The sequence below is a fragment of the Candidatus Pelagibacter sp. Uisw_092 genome (genome assembly GCF_047729545.1).
In the GTDB taxonomy this organism is placed as follows: Bacteria; Pseudomonadota; Alphaproteobacteria; order Pelagibacterales; family Pelagibacteraceae; genus Pelagibacter.
Window position 1 is genome coordinate 1,035,130 of record NZ_CP159824.1, and the last position, 21,543, is coordinate 1,056,672.

The following is a 21,543-nucleotide window of genomic DNA, read 5'->3' on the forward strand; positions in this document are numbered from 1 at the left end:
ATGTATAGTCTAATAAATAAAATTAATTTCTATCATTCAATAATTTTTTTTCTTTTTTCATGCTTCATTGCTTTGGCTGTTAATCAATTCGAAAACTTAATTATCTCTCCAGTGGTATGTTTATTTCTTATTCTTACAATTGGAATTTCACATGGTGCTCTAGACGATCGAAAAGGTAAAAAACTTAGCCAATTATATAATGTAAAAAAATCTTATTTTTTTTATTTAATATATTCTCTTATTGGGATCAGTATCATCATATTTTGGTTATTTTTTCCAACCGTGTCTCTTATTTTTTTTTTAGTAGTTGCCTCATATCATTTTGGGAAAGAAGATACAGAATTTTTGATAAATAATAAAAATGTATCAAATCTAATTCTTTATTTCTTTAAAGGATCTCTAATTATAATTTCACCCTTAATGTTTCACTTCGTTGAAACAATTAATATTTTTAAATTACTTTTAATAGAAAATGAAAAGTTTTATTTGTTCTTAAACTTTATTGAAGATAACAATATATTGCTTTTTGCTTTATCTATTTCTTTACTATCTAGCATTTATTACTTTTTGAAAGATTTTAAAATTATAAACATTTTGATATTTTTAGATTTTTTTTCAATTATTGTTCTGAATTATTTTTTAACTCCACTAATTGCCTTTACAATATACTTTTGTTTCCTACATTCATTTCGACATACAATTTCACTGATAACAGAGCTAAATGAAAATAGTTTTAAAGTTGGTGCTATAACTTTTATAAAAAAAGCTATGCCACTTACAGTTTTAACTGCTATTTTTTATGTTATAAGCTTATATTTCCTTTCTAATTTCTACCAATTAAATGATGCAATATTAAAAGTTATATTTATTGGTTTGGCGTCTTTAACCTTTCCTCATATATTGCTTGAGTATCTTTTAGAAAAAAATGAAAAATAGAGAAATTAAAGTATTGTTATCTGCTCCAAGAGGTTTTTGTGCTGGCGTTGAAAGAGCAATAGAAATAGTTCAAAAAAGTATAAAAAAATATGGTGCACCAGTTTATGTGCGACATGAAATAGTTCACAATAAACATGTAGTGGATAGTCTTAAGGCAATAGGTGCAATTTTTGTTGAAGAGTTAGAAGAGGTTGAAGATAAAACTAGACCAGTAATTTTTTCTGCACACGGTGTACCAAAATCAGTACCTCTAGAAGCTAATGGCTATAATATGGAATACATAGATGCTACCTGTCCTCTTGTTTCAAAAGTTCATAGAGAAGCAGAAAACCTTCACAAAGCTGGTTACCATATTGTTCTTATAGGTCATAAGAATCATCCAGAAGTTATCGGTACTATGGGGCAATTACCAGAAAATACGATTGATTTGATTCAAGATGAGCATGATGTTGAATTATATGAATTGGATGATAATAAAAAAATTGCATATGTTACTCAGACAACTCTGTCAGTTGATGACACTAAAAATATAATAAAAGCTCTTAAAAAAAAATTTCCACAAATTAAAGAACCATTTAAAGAAGATATTTGCTATGCAACCACTAATCGTCAATCAGCTGTTAAAAATATTGCAAAGCAATGCGATATGTTTTTTGTTTTAGGAAGTAGAAATTCATCAAATTCAGTTCGTTTAGTTGAGGTAGCAGAACAAACTGGCTGCCCACATGCTGAATTAATTCACTCTGAAAGTGAAATTCCTTTTGAAAAAATACAAAATTGTAAAACAATCGGTGTTTCATCTGGTGCATCAGCGCCTGAAGTTCTTGTTGAAAATTTCATTAATAAATTGAAAGATAATTTTAAAATAAAAATTGAAGAAGTTGAAATTATCAAAGAAAATATTGTTTTTAAAGCTCCTGCAAAATTAAATTAGATGGCTGTATACACTAAAATAAATAGTAAAGACATTCTATCTCTAAGTAGAGATTATAAATTGGGAAAAATAATAAAATCTGAAGGAATTAAAAAAGGAATAGAAAATACAAACTACTTACTAAAAACAAATACAAAAAAATTTATTTTAACTATTTTTGAAAAAAGAGTTCAGAAAAAGGATTTACCTTTTTTTATGAACTTAATGGAAAAACTAAATCAAAAAAAAATTATTTGTCCAAAACCGTTAAAGAACAATGCTAATAAGCACTTAAGTAAAATACAAAATAAACCTGCTAGTATTGTGACTTTTTTAAAGGGAAAAGATAAGGCAAATCTTAATTATAAAAATTGTTTTGATATTGGAAAAAATATTGCAAAATTCCACAAAGTTGGAACTAAAATAAATCTATATAGACAAAACTCTATGTCTATTAATAAATTAGGTGATTTATTAAAAAGTATAAAATTTACATCTAATAAAATAGCTCCAAAACTAAAATCTACTCTTAATGTGTGCTTAAAAGATATTAAAAATCAATGGCCAAAAAAATTACCAAGTGGAATTATTCATGGAGATTTATTTATAGATAATATCTTCTTTAATAAAAATAAATTTTCTGGATTTATAGATTTTTATTTTTCAAGCAATGACTATCTAATGTATGAAATTGCAATTTGTATAAACGCTTTATGTTTTGATAAAAAAAGAGATTCTTTTATGATGAATAATAAAAAAATTAAACACTTAATTGATGGATATGAAACTATAAGAACTATTTCAAAAAAAGAGAAAGACTCATTAAATATATTATGCAGAGGAGCAGCCTTAAGATACCTGCTAACTAGAATTTATGATTATTTTAACACACCTAAAACCGCGCTAATTCAGATCAAGGAACCTAATGAATATTTTCAAAAACTAATTGTCCATAATAATCTGAATAACTACAAAGATTATTATAAATAATGATAAAAATTTATACTGATGGCTCTTGTTTAAAAAACCCTGGGAATGGAGGTTGGGCTGCAATCATTAACATTAATGATAAAATTAAAAAAATTAGTGGAAGCGTAAAAGACACAACTAACAATAAGATGGAGTTAATGGCTCCAATTAAAGCCCTTCAAGAAATAAAAGAGCAGCAACCAATTGAAATTTATACAGACTCTCAGTACGTGAAATTAGGTATTACTGATTGGGTACATAAATGGATTAAAAATAATTGGTTAACTTCTAAAAAAGAACCAGTAAAAAACAAAGAGCTTTGGACTCAGCTTTATGAATTAAACAAATCTCATGAAATTAGATGGATATGGGTTAAGGCTCATGCTGGAAATATTCTAAATGAAGAAGTTGATTTATTAGCTAAACAAGCTGCAGAATTAAACTAAATTTAAAAAATTTTGGGCAGCCGAAACTTCACACGCACCAGCATCTTCTTCTTCTTGCAATTTAATTACTTTAAGATTGTCTATTAGCATTGTGTATCTATTTGATCTTACACCTAACCCTCGGGTACTTTTATCAACATCAGCACCTATTGCTTTCGTAAAACTCAAAAATGGATCAGCCATCATTAAAACTTTATCTGTAACATTTTGGCTTTTGCCCCAAGCTTCCATTACAAATGGGTCATTTACTGAGATACAGACTATTAAATCTACACCTTTTGCTTTATATTCACCATGACGATCAACGTAACCAGGTAAATGTTTTGCCGAACAAACTGATGTGTAGGCCCCTGGTAAACCAAATAAAACTATCTTCTTATCTTTAAAAAACTCAAAAGTATTTTTCTTAACAGGATTTCCATCTTCCATTATAAAAAATTCAGAATTAGGTATTGTTTCATTTTCTTTTAATCTCATTTTATTTTTTCCTTAATGTATTGTTGAGTTTTACTTAGATTATTTGAAATAATATCATAATTTTCTTTTTCACCCATAACATACTTTAGTTCATCAGGTAATTCAGATTTGATTCCAATCGATTTATCTATAGCTTCAGGAAACTTGCATGGATGTGCAGTAGCTAAAACAATATTATTACCTTCTAAATTTACTTTATCTAAAGATCCAAATCCTATTGCACTATGAGGATCTAGTACAATATCATATTTAATGTGAACTTCTTTAATGGTTTCTAAAATTTCTTTCTCACTCATACTCGCTGATAAGAAATCTTTATTTATTTTTTCCATTTTATCTTTTGAAATAATATATTTACCTTTTTCTTTAATTCCATGCATGATTTTGCTTGTTTCATCATCATCACAATTATTTAAATCATAAATTAACCTTTCAAAATTACTGGCGATTTGAATATCCATACTTGGTGAGTTTGTTTCAGAAACACTTTCTACCTCATAGTTTCCATTAGAAATTGCTCTATGCAAAATGTCATTTTTATTAGTTGCAACTACAAATTTGTTTATTGGTAAACCCATTTTTTTTGATAGGTAACCAGCATATACATCTCCAAAGTTTCCTGTTGGTACTGAAAAATTAATAGGTTTTTTGTCTTGTGCTTGGAAGTATGTATAAAAATAATATACAGCTTGTGCAATAATTCTTGCCCAATTTATTGAATTTACTCCAGACATATTAATTGAGTTAGAAAATTCTTTATCTGCAAACATTGATTTAACTAAATTTTGACAATCATCAAAGTTACCCTCAATCGCTATATTAAAGACATTCTTTTCTTTAACTGTCGACATTAGTTTTCTTTGAACGAGTGAAACTTTTTCATGAGGGTGAAGAACAAATATATTCATATTCTTTTTTCCCTTAATTGCATCAATTGCTGCAGCACCTGTATCACCAGATGTTGCAACTACAACATTTATATTTTTATTATTTTTTTTCAAGTAATGTTCATAGAAGTTTCCTAATAATTGCATTGCAATATCTTTAAAGGCTAGTGTTGGACCATGAAACAGCTCTAAAATCGTTGTATCACCCAATTTAATTAAATCTACGACGTTATCTTTTCTGAATACAGAATATGATCTTTCAACAATATCTGACAACTCATTTGCTGTCATAAAGTCACCTATAAATGGGTATATTATTTCTTTTGCTAAGTTCTGATAACTCAAGTTACTTAATGTCTTTATTTGTTCAGCACTGTATTTTTTAATCTCTTTTGGAATAAACAAGCCTCCATCATCTGCAAGCCCTTTGATAAATACCTGTTCAAAGCTATGTTCTTTTGAGTTATCTCTGGTGCTTATATATTTCATCTAGTGAATTTCTTTTAAAATATAAATATATTAATTGTGAAAAATTGGCTAATAAAAATCATCTTACAAATATAAACTAGTTAAGAATATAATTGTAAATTAATGACTTATTATCTTTTAACTTTAAGTTAAATTATATACCCTTTAAGAGTAAATATATAGGGGGTAAATTGAGTACAATTGGACTAGTTACAATGTATCTAATTATTCAGTTAGTGGTATTTTTTTCTATATTACCAATAGATGTTAATCGAAATAGAAAATTTTTAATCCCAGCAAATGAGATTGGAGCACCTGAAAATCCTAAACTTCTTAAAAAGACTTTTTATTCCATTGGTATTACGACTATTATTTTCACAATAATTTGCTTATTGATGAAATATGAATATTTAGATTTAACAGGTATAATCAGTTAAAAAATATTATACCGCAAAATTTTGAGTCAAAAAATTTAAATCAGACTATCTATTAAAAGTAATACAAAAATTAAAAATAGATACAAAATCGAGTAACCAAAGACTTTTTTTGCTTTCTTTAAATCAAATTTATTTTTTTTATATTGATATAAGTCAAAACAAATAAAATTATAATAAATTGTAATAACTAATGCCGGAATCAAATAAATTAAACCTGAAAAATTAATCCAATATGGAAAAATGATGATAGGTAGCATTAATAAAGAATAAACAAGAATGTATACTTTGGTTTTTTCAATGCCATCTGTTAAAGGTAACATTGGAATTTTTGCTTTTTTATAATCATCAGCTTTATATAAGCTCAATGCCCAAAAATGCGAAGGTGTCCAAATAAAAATTATTAAAAATAATGCTAATGGCTCTAAACTAATTGTATTAGTTGCTATAGTCCACCCGATAACAGGTGGTAATGCACCAGCAGCTCCACCAATAACAATGTTTTGTGGTGTTTTTCTTTTTAGCCATATTGTATAGACAAAAAGATAAAAAAATATTGTAAATAATAACAAAGATGCTGATAAAAAATTTGAAAAATAATTTAATGCTATAACTGAAATAACTGACAGCAACACTCCAAAAGTAAGTGCTTGCTTTCTATTGATTTTACCAGTGGGAATTGGTCTTAAGCATGTTCTTGTCATGAGTGCGTCTAAATCTGATTCGTACCACATATTTAAACATCCAGCCGCTCCTGCACCTAAGGCAACTAAAGTTATGCCTATCATAGCATCCATAATGCCTATATTTGAATTGGAGGTTAAAAGGCCAACGGCGCATGTAAATATAACAAGAGACATTACTCTTGGTTTCATCAATAGGTATAAAGATTTAATTAATTCATTAAAATCTAGAGAGATAGTTTTTTTTCTAATCATTTTGGTTAAACAATTATCAGATATGATGTGCCTATTCTACATTTAATAAAATAAACACTAAAATTGATACCATTCCAATAATAAGAATATGATTTCCTAAATCAAAAATTCCAATTTGTTTATTTTTTTTATCAATAAATCTTCTACTAAGAGACATATTGTCATATGGATTAATTGTAATTGTGGGGCCTTTGTCTTTTTGCTTCTCTAATTTTAATTGAGTACCAAACCATGTTGCATAAATAAAAAGTAAAAAAAATATTAAAGCCCCAGCAAGTACAGTGTATCCCGTCATAAAGTTTATCCTCCAGTAATAAAATATAATAATCTTGTAAAAACTGTGTATTTTGCTTCTGCCGCCATAAGCCCAATAAAACAAGCTATTGCTGTCATTGGCCACAAAAGAACATTAACTAGGGCATACCGCTCCCAAAATAAGTGCATAAAGAAAGCCATTATTAAACCAGCTTTTAGAAACATAAATATTAAAATTAATGACCATCTCAATAGTCCTTGGAATGCAAACCAATCAACCATGTACGAAAAAAAACTTAGTACAAATAAAAGCCCCCAAATCCAAAGGTAAATTCCTATCTTTTGAGTTGATGTTTGGTCTTTGTTTTGTGTTTCTTCCATAATTTTATTCTACCATAAGTAAAAAAAGGCAAATATAAATACCCACACTAAATCAACAAAATGCCAATAAAGACCTAAAATCTCTATTGCAACATAATCAGATTTCATTGTAGTAAAAAATCCCCTTTTACCGTTATCAAAATCACCTTTAAAAACTTTTCTTGCAAAAATAAAGAGAAAGATCACACCAATTGAAACATGAAATCCATGAAATCCAGTAATCATAAAGAAGTATGAACCAAATTGTTTTGCTCCAAAAGGATTTTCCCAAGGTCTAACACCTTCATGTATTAATTTTGACCATTCAAATACTTGCATTCCAACAAACGTAAGGCCACCAATAGCTGTAGCTAAAATAAGCCATCCACACATTTTTCTATTTTTTTCGTAACCATATTTAACAGCAAGAGCCATAGTTCCACTGCTTGTAATTAAAACAAATGTCATTATCGCAATTAATAATAATGGAACTGGTGTACTACCTACATGAAGTGAAAAAACTTCACTTGTGTTTGGCCAGTCTACTACAGTAGAGGCTCTTCCCTTCATATATGAAATTAAAAAACAACTAAATACAAAAGTATCACTCAGTAAAAAAATCCACATCATGACTTTCCCCCACTGAACACCTTTAAACATTGTTTGATCGGAGCCAGTATCTGCAGTCATTCCTTTAAACCCTGGTTTAAGTTCGTAACCTTCAATTTTTACATCAGACATATTTTTTCCTAAGTTTTTTCCACCTCTGCATTTATAACTTCACTTGGTGGCGTTGTTTGGGTTATGTAATCCTCTTTCGCACCAGGTACATTAAAGTCATAAGGCCATCTATGAATCACAGGTAGTTTTTCTCCCCAATTTCCATGAGTTGGTGGCACATCAGGAGTTAGCCATTCTAAAGAATTTGCCTTCCAAGGATTTTTGCCAGCTAGTTTTCCAATTTTTAAACTTGTTACAATATTGTAAATAAAAATTAGCTGTGAAAAACCAACAATTAAAGCTGCAATAGTTATAAATTCATTCATTCCTATTGCAGAAGTCACATAAGGACTGTCATACATTTCATAATACCTTCTCGGTACTCCGATAAAACCTAGGTAGTGCATTGGAAAATAAATGGAATAAGCCCCTAAAAAAGTGAACCAAAAATGCCACTTACCTAATTTTTCACTTAACATTCTTCCTGTGACCAAAGGAAACCAATGATAAACTGCTCCCATAATTACCATAAGTGGGGCTATACCCATCACCATATGAAAATGAGCTATTACAAAATAAGTATCAGATAGTGGAATATCTACTGCGACATTCCCTAAAAAAATTCCAGTAATTCCACCGTTTACAAAAGTTACAATAAAACCTAAACAAAAAAGCATTACCGTGTTCATTCTAATGTTTGCTCTAAATAGTGTTATTATCCAGTTATAAACTTTCAATGCAGTTGGCACTGCAATAATAAGTGTGGTTGTTGCAAAGAAAAACCCAAACCAAGGGTTCATTCCACTAACATACATATGGTGAGCCCAAACGAAGAAACTTAAAGCTCCTATACCAACAATAGCCCAAACCATCATTCTATATCCAAAGATATTTTTTCTAGCATGAACAGATATTAAATCTGAAACTATTCCAAAAGCAGGAAGGGCCACAATATAAACTTCGGGGTGGCCAAAAAACCAAAACAAGTGTTGGAAAAGAACAGGACTTCCTCCTCCATAACTTAGTACTTCTCCAGCTTGGAGAATGGCTGGCATAAAAAAACTCGTCCCAAGCATTTTATCTAGTGTCATCATAATACAACTGACTAATAATGCTGGAAAAGCTAACATAGCCAAAGCTGTTGCGGTAAAAATTCCCCATATCGTTAGAGGCATTCTCATTAATGTCATACCTCTAGTACGAGCTTGTAAAATTGTAATTATGTAATTTAATCCACCCATAGTAAATCCAATTACAAATAATGATAAAGAAATAAGCATTAAGGTAATTCCCATATTGGAACCAGGAGTACCTGGCAAAATAGCTTGAGGTGGATAGAGCGTCCATCCTGCACCTGTTGGTCCACCAGGAACAAAAAAACTAGCCATGAGAACACACACTGCTATAAAAAACATCCAGAAACTAACCATGTTTACATATGGAAAAACCATATCTCTCGCTCCAACCATTAAAGGAATTAAATAATTTCCAAAACCTCCTAAAAATAATGCTGTTAAAAAATAAACAACCATTATCATGCCATGCATAGTTACAAATTGATAATAATGTTCTGCTGTGATGAATGGAACTAGATCTGGATAACCCAATTGTAAACGCATCAACCAAGAAAGTATTAGACCGACTATTCCTGTAAACACGGCAGTAAGAAAATATTGAATACCAATAACTTTAGCATCCTGACAGAAAACCCATTTAGTAATAAAACTATGCCCATGATAAAGATCCTGTTCAGGAATTTCTGCAGGTCTTACATAATCAATGTCTTTTGATGGAGTGCCAGAAGAGCCAGACATGGTTTCTGAAGACTGTGCTTCAAGAGGTGTATTCTGTTGATTATATTCGTCTGACATAATTCTCCTTTACATTATTTAATCATCATTTTTAGCAAGTAGAGTTGTTTTTAATTTATTATTTTCTTGTTTAGCAATTAAATCTGAAAAAGTTTCCTGTTCTTTAATCCAGTTTTTATAATTGCCTTCACTTTCAACTATAACTTTTGCCCTCATAGCATAATGGCCCACTCCACAATATTCAGCACACAACACTTCGTATTCTCCTATTTTGTTTGGCTCAAACCAATAATAAGAAATGATTCCAGGTATAGCATCCATTTTTGCTCTAAATTGTGGAACATAATAATTGTGTAAAACATCTAGTGACCTTAATAAAATTTTTACTGGTCTATCTGTTTTTAGGTGAAGTACATCGTCTTGAATTAAAATATCATCTTTTCCATATGGGTCATCTAAGTTTATTCCAAAAGGATTGTCATCACTAATTTTTTCAACTTGAGCTGTGCCTAATATTCCATCTTCACCTGGTAATCTATATTGCCATCCCCATTGCCATGCATTAACTTCAACTTGCAGTGCATTTTTTGGAGTATTGATATAATTATTATAAACAATTAGACCCGGTGCTAGAAGAGCAATAACTCCAACAGTAGTTGCAATAGTTAATATTTTTTCTAATTTATGATCTTCTGGTTTGTATTCAACTTTTCTGCCTTCTTTATAGGAAAATTTTAGTATGCAATAAACCATGAACAAACAAACTAAAATAAATACACCACCACCAATCCAGAAAGTTAAATTAATCGTATCATCCATTGCCCCCCAGTTTGAGGCTATGTCTGTCCACCACCATGGAGTATATATATGGAACAGAACTGAACCAACAATTACCCCTAAAAATATAATTCCCGGGTGCATATTTGTCTCTCTCTCTTAGATAACAGTAATTGAAATAAATTTCCAAATCCATAGAAAAATATATTAATAAATGAGTAAATAAGGCTTTATAGTGAATTAAATTATGCTTGATAAATTTAGTCTCTTTGTAGTTGTGCTGGTTTTAGTTTTTTGCTTTTATCTTGTAATTTCTCTGGGAGCAGGAGTTTTTTCAAAAAAAGAAAAGAAACCAGAAATACAAAAATATTTAAAATCTGTTAATATTTTATTAATTTTTATAATTATTGTTGGGGTTATTTTAACGTTGTTTCTTTAAAATATTTAACCAAGCAGTGCTCGACACCAAGCAATAACTGTATCATTAAAAACATACATAATTAAAAAAAATACACACCAAATAATTAATAAAAAAGCCCAATAAAGAGATAATGCATCTATACTTTTTTGTTCTTTTATAATTTCTTCTTTTTTAAGTTTATTAACTTTGGAAAAAACTTTCCCCCAAAAAAATAATCCTCCTAAAAGATGTAAACCATGAAGTGCAGTAAAAATATAAAACGATGAAAAATAATTATTTGTAGAAACATAGTTTCCATTTTCCATTAATTGAAACCAAAAAAGGATCTGCCCAAATAAAAAAGTATAGCTTAAAAAGCCAACTATAAGCAAATTCCTTTTAATTTTTTCAAAATTATTTTTTTTTAAATCATTTGTGATTTTATTAAAAAAATAAGCAACATATAATAAAACTAATGTATTTAACCATAATAAATTAGGTTTCAATAGATACTCTGTATCTTGAGTCACTGGAATGCTATAAAGGTATCCTGTAACGACTAAAGTAAATAATACAGTACTTACACCAAAGATAACAATAACAGCTGATGTCTGCAACGATATATCAAAAGTTTTACCTTGATGATGGTTATCACTTTCCATCTGTTCTTTTTCCCAAGGCTTATCAGACAATGTTCCAAAAAGTTTTTTAATAAATTTAGACATAATTATAATATATAATATATTAATTCATAAAATATGAAATTAAAGACCTCAATAACTATACTGGGTGGCTGTTTGTTAATTTTTTTATTTATTATGTTACCTATTGTATTATCGATACAAGAAAAGAAAGAAGATATTTTAGCCTCATATACTGGGTCTGCATTTACTTTAATAGATGTAAATAATGAGCCCATAACAGAAAAATCTTTTCAAGGACCGTTAACTGCAATTTTTTTTGGTTTTACAAATTGTCCCGATATATGTCCAATGACACTATCTAATCTAGATCAGGTTATCGAAAAATTAGATGATAGTGAGAAAAAAAATTTGAAAGTTTTTTTTGTAAGTATTGATCCTGAAAGAGACAATCCTCAAATAATTCAGGATTACTTGAATTCATTTAAAAGTAAGATTTATGGAATAACTGGAGATCCACAAAAAGTATTTTTGCTTTCAAAATCATGGGGTGTTTTAAGTGAAAAAATTTTTAATGAAGACGGTAGCTATTTAATCAATCATAGTTCTTCAATACTTTTATTAGATAAAGGAAAGTATATTGATCGAATTAGTCATCATGAAAATTTGGAAAGTATTTTTAAAATAATTAAAAGTTATTTGTAAGCTTGTAAAAATTATTATGTATTTTTCCTCACATATAAATAAAATAAAAAAATTGACAGTGCTAAAGAAAACCAAGTAATAGCATACTTTTTATGGCTATTTGAAATATTTACAGTAATAATTTTTGGTTTTGGTAATTCTAAATTATTATTTAAGTAAATTATAAATGGTGAAAAATTTTTATTTGTATATTGAAAAATATCATCTCTATCTAAAGTAAACCAGTAATTATCATTAATATCATTAACGGGCTTAAACCTGTTAGCCTTAGATTGTTTTCTTAACGTTCCTAAAATATTTTTATGATCAAAAATATCAATTTCTTTAGTATTCTTTTTATCAAAAGGTATCCATCCTCTATTTAATAAAAAGTTTTTATTATTAATTATAATTGGATTAACAACGTTAAATCCTGGTGTACCTTTTTCATTTAAACTATATAAGTAAATTTGTTTATCAAAATCTATAACCCCTGAAGTTTTAATTTTTAGATAGTCTTCAGAAACATTGGTCATCAAATCAACAGGTTCTTTCTTCAAAGAAGCATCAATTTTATTCAGTATTTCATTTTTCCAATCTAATCTTACTAGTTGCCAGCTACCTAATGCTATAAATATAGATATAAAAAAGAATACAAAAATTGAAAATAAAAGTTTATTTCTCAAGGTTAACTGTTAACTTCCCCAAATATAGATTGAAGCAAATAAGAATAGCCATACAACATCAACAAAATGCCAGTACCACGCAGCAGCTTCAAAGCCAAAAAACTCACCTTTTTTATACTGACCAGTCTTGCCTCTCCACCAGCATACTGCTAAAAATATGGTTCCTACTACGACGTGAAACCCATGAAAACCTGTTGCCATATAAAACACAGCACCATATATATTTCCTGAAAAATCAAAACTTGCATGATGGTATTCATAGATCTGCAATAAAGAAAAGCTAAAACCTAAAACAACTGTCATTGCCAAACCTTGCACAAAACTTTCTCTATCCCCTTCTTCTAAAGCATGATGCGCCCAGGTAACTGTAGTTCCTGACAGTAATAGAATTAATGTATTGATGAGCGGGATATCCCAAGGGTCAAAAGTTACTATATCTTTTGGAGGCCACACGCTTCCAATTAATTCTGAAGGAAATAAGCTTGCATTAAAATAAGCCCAAAACCATGCAACAAAAAACATTACTTCTGAAGCGATAAAAAGAGTCATTCCATATCTAAGGTGAATTTTAACAACAGGCGTATGATGATTGTATTCAACAGACTCTATTATGACATCCCTAAACCACATGTATACTCCATAAAATAAAAGAGCAAAGCCTAAATACATTCCCCAAGAAACTTCACTATGCATATAATATACTGTCCCTATTGCTAAAAATAAGCTGGAAAACGATACATAAATAGGCCAAGGACTTGGATCTACTAAGTGATAATCATGTTTTTTTTCTGCTAACATTTTTATAATTTTGATTGGTTATAGTAATCTGATGAAAAGAAAGTATAGGACATAGTTACATCTTTAATATTTTTAGTATTTGGGTCGTTTACCATTTCTGGATCTAAATAAAAAGTCATTATATATGTTGCTTTTTCTCCTGCCTTCAACACTTGCTTTTCAAAGCAAAAACAGCCTAATTTACTGTAATACTTACCAAAAGAAGAGGGAGATACATTAAAAGCAGCCACGCCATAGGTTGTTTCATCGCCATAATTCTCTACTTCAAATTCAATTCGATTCACCTGACCTATGTTCACATCCATAACATTTTTTTTTACTTTAAAATTCCAAGGCAGTTTGTTTACATTTGTATCAAAACGAACACTTACTGTTTGATCCAAAACTGTATCTGGTGCTTCTTTTGATATTTGCGTTGTTCCACCAAATCCAGTTACTCTACAGAAAATATCATATAAAGGTACCGCAGCAAATGAAAGTCCCAACATAATAAAAAAGATTCCAGCTAAAATTATAGGAGTAAGTGTTTTTTTTTGGATCATAATTGTCTGTCAAAAACTCCTACATTATAGAGAGTAAAAAAAAATAGAAATATCATGAAAGCTATTATTCCAAGCGCAGTAAAGATATTTTTTTTTTTAATTTTTTTGTCTGGTGTTAACATAGTAATATTTTATCTATTAAAAATACTTTTTTAAAATTTAATGAGTATTCGATTTTTCAGTATCTTGATCATCCTCAAACTTCGGTAACTCCTCAAAGGTATGGAAATTTGGTGGCGATGGTATGGTCCACTCTAAAGTTGTAGCACCTTCACCCCAAGGGTTTTGAGCTGCAGCTTTTTTCTTATAAAAAGAATAAATCAAGTTAACAAAAAATACCAATAAACCAGCGACAGCTATAAATGAACCAACTGATGATACGTAGTTCCATCCAGCAAATGCATCTGGATAATCAGCATATCTTCTTGGCATACCAGCTAAACCTAAAAAGTGTTGAGGGAAAAATACTAAGTTAACACCAATGAATGTTAACCAAAAATGTATTTGTCCTAAAGTTTCAGAATATTCATATCCAGACATTTTACCAAACCAATAATAAAATCCTGCAAAAATTGCAAACACTGCTCCTAAAGATAAAACATAATGGAAATGAGCAACTACATAATAAGTGTCGTGCATTGCGGTATCAACACCTGCGTTTGCAAGAACAACACCTGTTACACCACCAACTGTAAATAAAAATATAAAGCCTAATGCCCACATCATTGGTGTTTTAAAGGAAATTGATCCACCCCACATTGTCGCAATCCATGAAAATATTTTAATTCCTGTTGGCACTGCAATAATCATCGTTGCTGCTATAAAATATGCTTTAGTATCAGTGCTTAAACCAACTGTATACATGTGGTGAGCCCAAACAACAAAACCGACAATACCAATTGAAACCATTGCGTAAGCCATTCCTAAATATCCAAATACGGGTTTTTTTGAAAACGTTGAAACGATATGACTTATCATTCCAAAACCAGGAAGGATTAAAATATAAACTTCTGGATGGCCAAAGAACCAGAATAAATGCTGGTATAAAACAGGATCTCCACCGGTTTGAGCATCAAAAAATGCAGTCCCAAAATTTCTGTCCGTTAAAAGCATTGTAATTGCACCAGCTAAAACTGGTAATGATAATAGCAATAAAAAAGCTGTAACTAAAACAGACCAAGCAAATAAAGGCATTTTATGCAAAGTCATCCCTGGCGTTCTCATATTTAGAATTGTAGTAATAAAGTTAACTGCTCCTAAGATTGAAGAAGCTCCGGCTAAATGTAAACTTAAAATAGCAAAATCCATTGCAGGACCAGGTTGTCCAGCTTTAGAGGATAAAGGCGGATATAAAGTCCATCCTCCCCCTACTCCTTGTTGACCAGGAGGGCCATCCACAAATATAGAAAGTAATAGCAAAATAAATGAAGCTGGCAATAACCAAAATGAAATATTATTCATTCTTGGAAAGGCCATATCAGGTGCGCCAATCATAATTGGGACGAACCAATTACCAAATCCACCAATCATTGCTGGCATTACCATGAAGAAAATCATTATTAATCCATGGCCAGTAACCAAAACATTGTAGAGGTGATAATTGCCACCTAAAATTCCATCACCAGGATGCATCAATTCAATTCTCATTAATACTGAAAAAGCTGTACCAATAATTCCTGCAACAATTGCAAAAATTAAATACATCGTACCAATATCTTTGTGGTTAGTTGAATAAGCCCAACGTTTCCAGCCTGTTGGTGTATGATGATCGTCGTGTGATGCTGTTTGTGTGTACATTATTATTTGTTCGCTAGTTTTTTATATTCATTTTCTGTAATTGGTTCATTAGCAAATTTCATTTTGGCTTCTGATAACCATTCCTCATACTCTTCATTAGTTACAACTCTAACTGTAATTGGCATAAATGCATGTTGTATTCCACATAGCTCAGAACATTGACCGTAGTAAGTTCCAACTTTTTCAGCCTTAAACCAGGTTTCATTTATTCTTCCAGGTACCGCGTCTCTTTTAACTCCAAAAGATGGTAGCGCCCAAGCATGTAATACATCGTTTGCTGTGATTAAAACTTTAACAACTTTATTAACAGGAACAACAAGTTCATTATCAACAGTTAATAGTCTTGGTTGGTTCTCTTTTAATTCTTCTTCTTTAATCATATATGATTCAAAGATAATATTTTCGTCAGGATATTCGTATCCCCAGTACCATTGGTAACCAACAGCTTTAATTGTAACATCAACTTTTGGAATCGTATCTTGATTATATAAAATCTTAAATGATGGTACTGCCATCACTATTAAAATTAAACATGGAATTAGTGTCCACAAAACTTCTACAGCTACATTATGAGTAGTTTTTGATGGGTTTGGATTTTTTGACGCTCTAAATCTTATGCAAACATAAATCATAAGAAATAAAACAAAAACACTAATCGCAATAATTATAGGAAGAAGAATATTGTTATGAAAATTAACAATTTCAGTCATACTTTGAGAAGCTGAATCTTGAAAGCCTAGCTGCCACTGTTTAGGTTGATTAGCTAATACGCTTGTTGAGTAGATAGTTGCTAAAATTGTAAGTAAAAATTTGTTCATTCACAACAGTATATAAAGTGCTTTCATAAAATTTACACTTTAGATTTTGCGACAAAATCACACTTTAGCTTTTAAAAACCATTAATTAATTAAATAACCGACGATAGATAGAGCTGAAATTACAGCAGTTTCTGATCTTAATATATTTTCGTTTATTTTGATTGGCTGCACCTCCTTAAAAGCAAGAATCTGCTCTCTTTCATCTTCAGAAAAATCACCTTCAGGACCGATTATAACACACGTTGGATTGCTAGTTAATTTTTCTAAATCTATTTTTTTATTTTGAGAGTTTAGATCGGTAAATATTAGATCTATTTTTTCATTACTTAAAAAATCTTTTAAAGATTTGGGCTCTTCAATAGATGGTACATTTATTCGGTTAGATTGTTCAGCAGCCTCTATAATTACTTTTTCTAATCTTTCTTTATTAATTTTTCTAACTATCGTTCTATCAAATATAATAGGTATAAATTTTGTAACTCCGAGCTCTGTTGCTTTTTGAATCATGAAGTTAAAATAATTTGATTTAATAGGTGAGAAAGCTAACCACATTTCTTTCATACTTTCTTTTTGTCTTAATTGTTTTGTAATATTAAATTCAACTATACTTTTTGATAAAGTTAAAATTTTTGCTTCCCACTCTCCACTGCTATTAAATAAAGAGAAAATTTCACCAATCTTTATTCTCATTACCTTGGTAACATAGTGAGATTGTGGTTTATCAAGTTTAGCAGTTAAATTAAGTGATAAACTTTCTTTAAAAAATAATCTAATATTACTCATTAATTTTAATTTAATTTATGAAAAATATTAAAGCAATAATTTTTGATGCATATGGCACTTTATTTGATGTCAATTCAGCAGCAAAAAAATGTAAAGATAAAATTGGTGATAAGTGGGAAGGTTTTTCAAATTATTGGAGAACTACTCAACTAGAATACACTTGGCTTAGAAGTTTAATGAATAGACATAAAGACTTCTGGCAAGTGACAGAAGATAGTTTGGATAAATCAATGAAGACATTTGAGATAGATGCTTCAATGAAAAATGAATTATTAAACCTTTACAAGGTGCTCTCACCCTTTCCAGAAGTGTCTGAGGTTTTAAAAACACTAAAAGAAAAAAATTATAAATTAGGTATTCTTTCTAATGGAACACCTTCTCTTCTTAATGAATTAGTTAATAGTAATAATCTAGATAATATATTTGATGATATATTTTCAATCGAAGAAGTTAGAATTTATAAACCAGACTCAAAAGTTTATGACATGCCAATTAAAAAATATAAAATACAAAAAGAAGAGGTTGCATTTTTAAGTGCTAATACTTGGGATGTGTCTGGGGGTGGAAATTACGGTTACAGTTCTATTTGGGTAAACAGAAATAATAGTATTTTTGATAATCTTGATTATAAACCTAAAGATGAAGTAAAAAATTTAAAACAGTTACTTAATATTATCTAATTCTATTTTCTTCAAAATTCTTATTTAGTTTTACTGAAATAGTTCGAGTATTTCTTTTATTCCATTCTGAGAAGGACCTTAAGATAGGCATGACTGAAAGGCCAAATTCAGTTAGTGAATACTCAACTTTTGGTGGCATTATTTGAATTACTTTTCTATTAATTATTCCATCTCCTTCTAATTCCTTTAGCTGCTTAGATAACATTTGTTGTGTAATGGTTTTCAATCCTTTTTTAAGCTCACCAAATCTAATTTTTTTACTTTGGAGTAAACTAAACAAAATTCTAATTTTCCATTTACCTCCAAGAAAGTAAACTGCTCTTTCTGCTGGGCAATCTATTAAGTTTTTCATGGTATGTTTTTATATACTAGTATGATTATTATGCGTTATTGCATTATTCATAACAAGGCACTATGTACAAGTCAAACAAATTGAAAGGGTAAATATGAATAATGGAGAAAGAGCAGGCGATAGTGCAATCGCTGTTGAAGTTGAAAAAGATAAATCTTATTATTGGTGTTCATGTGGAAAAAGTGCAAAGCAGCCTTTTTGTGATGGATCACATAAAGGGACAGATTTTACACCTCTGGCATACAAAGCTGAAGAAACTAAAAAAATGTTTTTTTGTGCTTGCAAACAAACTAACAATCAACCATTTTGTGATGGATCACATAATAAAAAATAAAGGATAAAATGCAAAATTTGAATAATAAAGTTAATAATTTTTTTTCAAACATAGATGGATTGGCCTCTTTAATTTTTAGGTTTGGAATTGGTGTAGCTTTTATCATTCATGGTGCAAAAAAATTTCCATTACCTCCTCAAGGATTAATTGAATATTTTGGTCTGTCACCCATGTTAGCATCAACAGTTGCTTTATCAGAACTGTTGACTGGATTGGTATTAATAATAAGTGGTTTTATTAAAAATCCTTTTGGAAATATACTCACAAGACTATCAGGACTTAATATAACTATCTTAATGATTACTATACTAATCTTTGCTCACAAAGACTGGTTCTTCACAGCAAAACTATTTACTAGTGAACAAATATTTCTTTTAATTGGTGGAATTTATTTTTTAATTAAGGGTAATCGAACATAAATATGGCTCAAATCGAAGTAGAAAAGATAATTGAACCAGTTGCAGCATCAGATGGTGCTGGCGTTAAATTAAAAAGAAGTATTGGTACTCATCTTATTGATTACCACGATCCTTTTTTAATGTTAGATGAGTTTGGCTCTGAAGATAAAGATGATTATATTGGAGGCTTCCCTCCTCACCCTCACAGAGGAATTGAAACTGTAACTTACATGTTAAGTGGAGAGTTTGAGCATGAAGATAGCACTGGTGCTAAAGGTAGAATGACATCAGGAGATGTGCAGTGGATGAAAACTGGTGGTGGAATAATTCACTCTGAAATGCCTGCAATGACAGAAGGTAAGCTGCATGGTTTTCAATTATGGGTAAATATGCCTGCTAAATTAAAAATGAACAAACCTGAATACATTTATATTGATGCAGATAAAATGAGCACTCATAAAGATGATAATAAAATAGTTAAAGTAATTGCTGGAAAATTTGAAAATGCTGAAGGACCTGTTAAAGGCCATAACGTAGAACCAATTTACTTTGATGTAGAGATTGAAGAAGGTAAGGAGTTTAATTTTGATCTTCCTTCAACACATAACTCTTTAATTTATTTGATTGATGGGGAAATTAAGGTTGGAGATCAAAACCATGACCAAGCTAAAAACTCTACTTTAATTATCCTAACTCAAGGTGAAAATTTGAAAGTATCTAGCTTAACTAAAGCTAAGTTTTTATTAATATCTGGTAAGCCAATTGGAGAGCCTATCGCAAGAGGTGGTCCATTTGTAATGAATACTAAAGCTGAAATCTTGCAAGCTGTGCAAGATTATCATAATGGTACATTTGTAAAATAATGAAAAAAATTGAAATAGAAAAATTTGGTAGTCCTGAAACTTTACAAATCAAAGATGTTGAAATTGGTAAACCAGGACCAAAAGAGGTTCTTATAAAAAACTTATCAATCGGTCTTAACTATATTGATGTTTATCACCGAACAGGCTTGTACCCTATTCCTCTTCCAAGTGGGATTGGTCTAGAGGCATGTGGAATAATTGAAGAAGCTGGTTCAGAAGTTGATCTATTTAAAGTTGGTGACAGGGTAGCCCACTCTTCAATGCCAATTGGAAGTTATTCTGAAAAACAATTATTTCCTCAAGAAAAGTTAGTTTTAGTTCCAGAGGGTATTTCAGATGAAATTGCATCTTGTATTATGCTTAAAGGAATTACTGCTGAATATTTATTACACAGAGCTTACCCAATAAAAAAAGGTGATAAAGTTTTATATCATGCTGCAGCAGGTGGTGTTGGTCAAATATTATGTCAGTGGGCTAATGCATTAGGAGCCAAAGTTATTGGAACGGTTGGCTCTAAAGAAAAAGAAGCCATTGCTAAAAAAAATGGCTGTCATCACGTGATAAATTATACAGATAAAAATTTTGTTGAAGAGGTAGAAAAAATTGTAGGAAAAAATGGAGTTGATGTTGTTTATGATGGTGTTGGCATTAAAACTTTTGATGGGTCAATTGAAACATTAAAAGTTAGAGGCATGATGGTCGCTTTTGGTAATGCGTCAGGTTATGTTGATACTATAGATGTTAAAAAACACATTAATGCAAAAGGATTATTTTTTACACGCCCATCAATTGCACATTATACAATAACAAGAGAGGAATTGGTCGAATCTGCAAAAAAAGTTTTTGATGCTATATTATCTGGAAAGTTTAAAGTTGAAATTTCAAAAAGGTATTCTCTTAGTGATGTGAAGAAAGCACATGAGGAATTAGAAGCAAGATTGTTAACTGGGCCTGCTATAATTATTCCTAATTAATCTAAATCAACATCCATATCAGACATGTGCCATTTAAGTGCATTGGTAGATACTTGAATTTCTCTTAAAAAAACAACAATAGAAATCATCATAGATAAACAACAAGATCCAAAAATTATTCTTGCTACAAAAATTTCATTTAAATAAAGAGCAAAAACAGTTAGCAAATTAAACAAAAGACCAAATGCAGCAAACATGATTGTCCATTTTAATAAAACTATTCTTCCATTTAAATTAATAAATTGCTTTTTCCACTCAGGTGGAACATGATTTTCATACACGTGTTCATCGTGAAGCTGCCTAATAAGCTTACTTAATGAGTGAAATCTATTACTATAGATATTCATAAGTAGGGGTATTGCTGGAAACATTAATGCTGTGACAGTGTAATCTATATTCATA

General features: G+C 30.0%; 29 protein-coding genes. 12 read left to right on the top strand and 17 right to left on the bottom strand.

Going from position 1 to position 21,543, the window contains the following annotated elements:
* The 4 genes from ABXT63_RS05770 to rnhA are packed head-to-tail and all read left to right on the top strand — an operon-like array spanning position 1 to position 3,264.
* Entirely contained in the window at positions 1–936 is a 936-nt protein-coding gene (locus ABXT63_RS05770) for a Brp/Blh family beta-carotene 15,15'-dioxygenase (RefSeq protein WP_415320624.1), read from the top strand.
* Positions 926–1,870, top strand: coding sequence for a 4-hydroxy-3-methylbut-2-enyl diphosphate reductase (ispH, locus tag ABXT63_RS05775; RefSeq protein WP_415320625.1), 945 nt, complete (start codon positions 926–928; stop codon positions 1,868–1,870). Before ABXT63_RS05770 ends, ispH begins: the two co-directional genes overlap by 11 nt.
* A complete protein-coding gene (locus ABXT63_RS05780) occupies positions 1,871–2,839 on the top strand; it encodes a homoserine kinase (RefSeq protein WP_415320626.1) in 969 nt (322 codons plus the stop codon).
* A complete protein-coding gene (gene rnhA / locus ABXT63_RS05785; RefSeq protein WP_415320627.1) occupies positions 2,839–3,264 on the top strand; it encodes a ribonuclease HI in 426 nt (141 codons plus the stop codon). Before ABXT63_RS05780 ends, rnhA begins: the two co-directional genes overlap by 1 nt.
* Here the strand turns inward: rnhA and ABXT63_RS05790 are convergent.
* The gene (locus ABXT63_RS05790; RefSeq protein ID WP_415320628.1) at positions 3,256–3,741 is read right to left on the bottom strand and encodes a peroxiredoxin; all 486 of its coding nucleotides are present in this window, start codon (positions 3,739–3,741) and stop codon (positions 3,256–3,258) included. The two genes, rnhA and ABXT63_RS05790, sit on opposite strands and share 9 nt — an antisense overlap.
* Positions 3,738–5,117 (bottom strand): threonine synthase, encoded by a 1,380-nt coding sequence (gene thrC / locus ABXT63_RS05795; RefSeq protein ID WP_415320629.1) that lies wholly within the window; start codon positions 5,115–5,117, stop codon positions 3,738–3,740. The genes ABXT63_RS05790 and thrC overlap by 4 nt, the downstream gene beginning before the upstream one ends.
* 170 nt (positions 5,118–5,287) lie before the next feature.
* Here thrC and ABXT63_RS05800 point away from each other — a divergent pair, with 170 nt between their 5' ends.
* On the top strand, positions 5,288–5,533 hold the full coding sequence (locus ABXT63_RS05800; RefSeq protein ID WP_415320630.1) for a DUF1467 family protein: 246 nt from the start codon (positions 5,288–5,290) through the stop codon (positions 5,531–5,533).
* A gap of 35 nt (positions 5,534–5,568) precedes the next feature.
* On the opposite strand, the gene cyoE is transcribed toward ABXT63_RS05800, so the two are convergent.
* The 6 genes from cyoE to ABXT63_RS05830 form a co-directional block, all read right to left on the bottom strand.
* Complete coding sequence (cyoE, locus tag ABXT63_RS05805) at positions 5,569–6,468, bottom strand: heme o synthase (RefSeq protein ID WP_415320631.1); 900 nt, start codon at positions 6,466–6,468, stop codon at positions 5,569–5,571.
* A gap of 31 nt (positions 6,469–6,499) precedes the next feature.
* A complete protein-coding gene (locus ABXT63_RS05810) occupies positions 6,500–6,763 on the bottom strand; it encodes a hypothetical protein (protein ID WP_415320632.1) in 264 nt (87 codons plus the stop codon).
* 5 nt (positions 6,764–6,768) lie between these two features.
* Positions 6,769–7,104, bottom strand: a complete 336-nt coding sequence (locus ABXT63_RS05815; RefSeq protein ID WP_415320633.1) for a cytochrome C oxidase subunit IV family protein — start codon at positions 7,102–7,104, stop codon at positions 6,769–6,771.
* 9 nt (positions 7,105–7,113) lie between these two features.
* Entirely contained in the window at positions 7,114–7,824 is a 711-nt protein-coding gene (locus ABXT63_RS05820; RefSeq protein WP_415320634.1) for a cytochrome c oxidase subunit 3, read from the bottom strand.
* An 8-nt stretch (positions 7,825–7,832) separates the two neighbouring features.
* A complete protein-coding gene (locus ABXT63_RS05825; protein WP_415321960.1) occupies positions 7,833–9,617 on the bottom strand; it encodes a cytochrome c oxidase subunit I in 1,785 nt (594 codons plus the stop codon).
* Positions 9,618–9,692: 75 nt separating this feature from the next.
* On the bottom strand, positions 9,693–10,535 hold the full coding sequence (locus tag ABXT63_RS05830; protein WP_415294797.1) for a cytochrome c oxidase subunit II: 843 nt from the start codon (positions 10,533–10,535) through the stop codon (positions 9,693–9,695).
* A gap of 103 nt (positions 10,536–10,638) precedes the next feature.
* Between ABXT63_RS05830 and ABXT63_RS05835 the strand changes: the two genes are divergently transcribed.
* Positions 10,639–10,830 carry a hypothetical protein gene (locus ABXT63_RS05835; RefSeq protein WP_415320635.1) on the top strand — a complete coding sequence of 64 codons (192 nt, stop codon included), beginning with the start codon at positions 10,639–10,641 and terminating at the stop codon, positions 10,828–10,830.
* Between the two features lie 5 nt (positions 10,831–10,835).
* On the opposite strand, the gene ABXT63_RS05840 is transcribed toward ABXT63_RS05835, so the two are convergent.
* Complete coding sequence (locus tag ABXT63_RS05840; protein ID WP_415320636.1) at positions 10,836–11,516, bottom strand: alternative cytochrome c oxidase polypeptide CoxN; 681 nt, start codon at positions 11,514–11,516, stop codon at positions 10,836–10,838.
* 33 nt (positions 11,517–11,549) lie between these two features.
* Here ABXT63_RS05840 and ABXT63_RS05845 point away from each other — a divergent pair, with 33 nt between their 5' ends.
* On the top strand, positions 11,550–12,137 hold the full coding sequence (locus ABXT63_RS05845; RefSeq protein WP_415320637.1) for an SCO family protein: 588 nt from the start codon (positions 11,550–11,552) through the stop codon (positions 12,135–12,137).
* A 14-nt stretch (positions 12,138–12,151) separates the two neighbouring features.
* Here the strand turns inward: ABXT63_RS05845 and ABXT63_RS05850 are convergent, their stop codons facing one another.
* From ABXT63_RS05850 to ABXT63_RS05875, 6 genes are all read right to left on the bottom strand, one after another.
* Positions 12,152–12,802 carry an SURF1 family protein gene (locus tag ABXT63_RS05850; RefSeq protein ID WP_415320638.1) on the bottom strand — a complete coding sequence of 217 codons (651 nt, stop codon included), beginning with the start codon at positions 12,800–12,802 and terminating at the stop codon, positions 12,152–12,154.
* Positions 12,803–12,811: 9 nt separating this feature from the next.
* The gene (locus tag ABXT63_RS05855; RefSeq protein WP_415320639.1) at positions 12,812–13,600 is read right to left on the bottom strand and encodes a cytochrome c oxidase subunit 3; all 789 of its coding nucleotides are present in this window, start codon (positions 13,598–13,600) and stop codon (positions 12,812–12,814) included.
* Between the two features lie 2 nt (positions 13,601–13,602).
* Complete coding sequence (locus ABXT63_RS05860; RefSeq protein ID WP_415321962.1) at positions 13,603–14,139, bottom strand: cytochrome c oxidase assembly protein; 537 nt, start codon at positions 14,137–14,139, stop codon at positions 13,603–13,605.
* 162 nt (positions 14,140–14,301) lie between these two features.
* A complete protein-coding gene (gene ctaD / locus ABXT63_RS05865; protein WP_415320640.1) occupies positions 14,302–15,939 on the bottom strand; it encodes a cytochrome c oxidase subunit I in 1,638 nt (545 codons plus the stop codon).
* 2 nt (positions 15,940–15,941) lie between these two features.
* Positions 15,942–16,757, bottom strand: coding sequence for a cytochrome c oxidase subunit II (coxB, locus tag ABXT63_RS05870; RefSeq protein ID WP_415320641.1), 816 nt, complete (start codon positions 16,755–16,757; stop codon positions 15,942–15,944).
* An 81-nt stretch (positions 16,758–16,838) separates the two neighbouring features.
* The gene (locus ABXT63_RS05875) at positions 16,839–17,540 is read right to left on the bottom strand and encodes an RsmE family RNA methyltransferase (RefSeq protein WP_415320642.1); all 702 of its coding nucleotides are present in this window, start codon (positions 17,538–17,540) and stop codon (positions 16,839–16,841) included.
* A gap of 17 nt (positions 17,541–17,557) precedes the next feature.
* Here ABXT63_RS05875 and ABXT63_RS05880 point away from each other — a divergent pair, with 17 nt between their 5' ends.
* Positions 17,558–18,220 carry a haloacid dehalogenase type II gene (locus ABXT63_RS05880; RefSeq protein WP_415320643.1) on the top strand — a complete coding sequence of 221 codons (663 nt, stop codon included), beginning with the start codon at positions 17,558–17,560 and terminating at the stop codon, positions 18,218–18,220.
* On the opposite strand, the gene ABXT63_RS05885 is transcribed toward ABXT63_RS05880, so the two are convergent.
* Positions 18,213–18,572 carry a winged helix-turn-helix transcriptional regulator gene (locus ABXT63_RS05885; protein WP_415320644.1) on the bottom strand — a complete coding sequence of 120 codons (360 nt, stop codon included), beginning with the start codon at positions 18,570–18,572 and terminating at the stop codon, positions 18,213–18,215. The genes ABXT63_RS05880 and ABXT63_RS05885 overlap by 8 nt on opposite strands.
* Before the next feature lie 94 nt (positions 18,573–18,666).
* On the opposite strand from ABXT63_RS05885, the gene ABXT63_RS05890 reads away from it, so the two are divergent.
* Genes ABXT63_RS05890 through ABXT63_RS05905 form a run of 4 tightly spaced genes read left to right on the top strand, consistent with a single transcriptional unit; the run spans position 18,667 to position 21,141 of the window.
* Positions 18,667–18,906 (top strand): CDGSH iron-sulfur domain-containing protein, encoded by a 240-nt coding sequence (locus tag ABXT63_RS05890; protein WP_415320645.1) that lies wholly within the window; start codon positions 18,667–18,669, stop codon positions 18,904–18,906.
* Positions 18,907–18,914: 8 nt separating this feature from the next.
* Entirely contained in the window at positions 18,915–19,325 is a 411-nt protein-coding gene (locus tag ABXT63_RS05895) for a DoxX family membrane protein (protein WP_415320646.1), read from the top strand.
* Between the two features lie 2 nt (positions 19,326–19,327).
* Positions 19,328–20,167 (top strand): pirin family protein, encoded by an 840-nt coding sequence (locus tag ABXT63_RS05900; protein WP_415320647.1) that lies wholly within the window; start codon positions 19,328–19,330, stop codon positions 20,165–20,167.
* Positions 20,167–21,141, top strand: coding sequence for a quinone oxidoreductase family protein (locus ABXT63_RS05905; RefSeq protein WP_415320648.1), 975 nt, complete (start codon positions 20,167–20,169; stop codon positions 21,139–21,141). The genes ABXT63_RS05900 and ABXT63_RS05905 overlap by 1 nt, the downstream gene beginning before the upstream one ends.
* On the opposite strand, the gene ABXT63_RS05910 is transcribed toward ABXT63_RS05905, so the two are convergent.
* Positions 21,138–21,542: a DUF2721 domain-containing protein gene (locus tag ABXT63_RS05910; protein ID WP_415320649.1), complete on the bottom strand. Its 405-nt coding sequence runs from the start codon at positions 21,540–21,542 to the stop codon at positions 21,138–21,140. The genes ABXT63_RS05905 and ABXT63_RS05910 overlap by 4 nt on opposite strands.
* Position 21,543: the final 1 nt, after the last annotated feature.

Bases quoted from the DNA above. Each gene is read 5' to 3' on its own strand.
- ABXT63_RS05770 (WP_415320624.1), top strand. From the start codon at position 1: ATGTATAGTCTAATAAATAAAATTAATTTCTATCATTCAATAATTTTT.
- ispH (WP_415320625.1), top strand. From the start codon at position 926: ATGAAAAATAGAGAAATTAAAGTATTGTTATCTGCTCCAAGAGGTTTT.
- ABXT63_RS05780 (WP_415320626.1), top strand. From the start codon at position 1,871: ATGGCTGTATACACTAAAATAAATAGTAAAGACATTCTATCTCTAAGT.
- rnhA (WP_415320627.1), top strand. From the start codon at position 2,839: ATGATAAAAATTTATACTGATGGCTCTTGTTTAAAAAACCCTGGGAAT.
- ABXT63_RS05790 (WP_415320628.1), bottom strand. From the start codon at position 3,741: ATGAGATTAAAAGAAAATGAAACAATACCTAATTCTGAATTTTTTATA.
- thrC (WP_415320629.1), bottom strand. From the start codon at position 5,117: ATGAAATATATAAGCACCAGAGATAACTCAAAAGAACATAGCTTTGAA.
- cyoE (WP_415320631.1), bottom strand. From the start codon at position 6,468: ATGATTAGAAAAAAAACTATCTCTCTAGATTTTAATGAATTAATTAAA.
- ABXT63_RS05810 (WP_415320632.1), bottom strand. From the start codon at position 6,763: ATGACGGGATACACTGTACTTGCTGGGGCTTTAATATTTTTTTTACTT.
- ABXT63_RS05815 (WP_415320633.1), bottom strand. From the start codon at position 7,104: ATGGAAGAAACACAAAACAAAGACCAAACATCAACTCAAAAGATAGGA.
- ABXT63_RS05820 (WP_415320634.1), bottom strand. From the start codon at position 7,824: ATGTCTGATGTAAAAATTGAAGGTTACGAACTTAAACCAGGGTTTAAA.
- ABXT63_RS05825 (WP_415321960.1), bottom strand. From the start codon at position 9,617: ATGTCTGGCTCTTCTGGCACTCCATCAAAAGACATTGATTATGTAAGA.
- ABXT63_RS05830 (WP_415294797.1), bottom strand. From the start codon at position 10,535: ATGCACCCGGGAATTATATTTTTAGGGGTAATTGTTGGTTCAGTTCTG.
- ABXT63_RS05835 (WP_415320635.1), top strand. From the start codon at position 10,639: ATGCTTGATAAATTTAGTCTCTTTGTAGTTGTGCTGGTTTTAGTTTTT.
- ABXT63_RS05840 (WP_415320636.1), bottom strand. From the start codon at position 11,516: ATGTCTAAATTTATTAAAAAACTTTTTGGAACATTGTCTGATAAGCCT.
- ABXT63_RS05845 (WP_415320637.1), top strand. From the start codon at position 11,550: ATGAAATTAAAGACCTCAATAACTATACTGGGTGGCTGTTTGTTAATT.
- ABXT63_RS05855 (WP_415320639.1), bottom strand. From the start codon at position 13,600: ATGTTAGCAGAAAAAAAACATGATTATCACTTAGTAGATCCAAGTCCT.
- ctaD (WP_415320640.1), bottom strand. From the start codon at position 15,939: ATGTACACACAAACAGCATCACACGACGATCATCATACACCAACAGGC.
- coxB (WP_415320641.1), bottom strand. From the start codon at position 16,757: ATGAACAAATTTTTACTTACAATTTTAGCAACTATCTACTCAACAAGC.
- ABXT63_RS05875 (WP_415320642.1), bottom strand. From the start codon at position 17,540: ATGAGTAATATTAGATTATTTTTTAAAGAAAGTTTATCACTTAATTTA.
- ABXT63_RS05880 (WP_415320643.1), top strand. From the start codon at position 17,558: ATGAAAAATATTAAAGCAATAATTTTTGATGCATATGGCACTTTATTT.
- ABXT63_RS05885 (WP_415320644.1), bottom strand. From the start codon at position 18,572: ATGAAAAACTTAATAGATTGCCCAGCAGAAAGAGCAGTTTACTTTCTT.
- ABXT63_RS05890 (WP_415320645.1), top strand. From the start codon at position 18,667: ATGAATAATGGAGAAAGAGCAGGCGATAGTGCAATCGCTGTTGAAGTT.
- ABXT63_RS05895 (WP_415320646.1), top strand. From the start codon at position 18,915: ATGCAAAATTTGAATAATAAAGTTAATAATTTTTTTTCAAACATAGAT.
- ABXT63_RS05900 (WP_415320647.1), top strand. From the start codon at position 19,328: ATGGCTCAAATCGAAGTAGAAAAGATAATTGAACCAGTTGCAGCATCA.
- ABXT63_RS05905 (WP_415320648.1), top strand. From the start codon at position 20,167: ATGAAAAAAATTGAAATAGAAAAATTTGGTAGTCCTGAAACTTTACAA.
- ABXT63_RS05910 (WP_415320649.1), bottom strand. From the start codon at position 21,542: ATGAATATAGATTACACTGTCACAGCATTAATGTTTCCAGCAATACCC.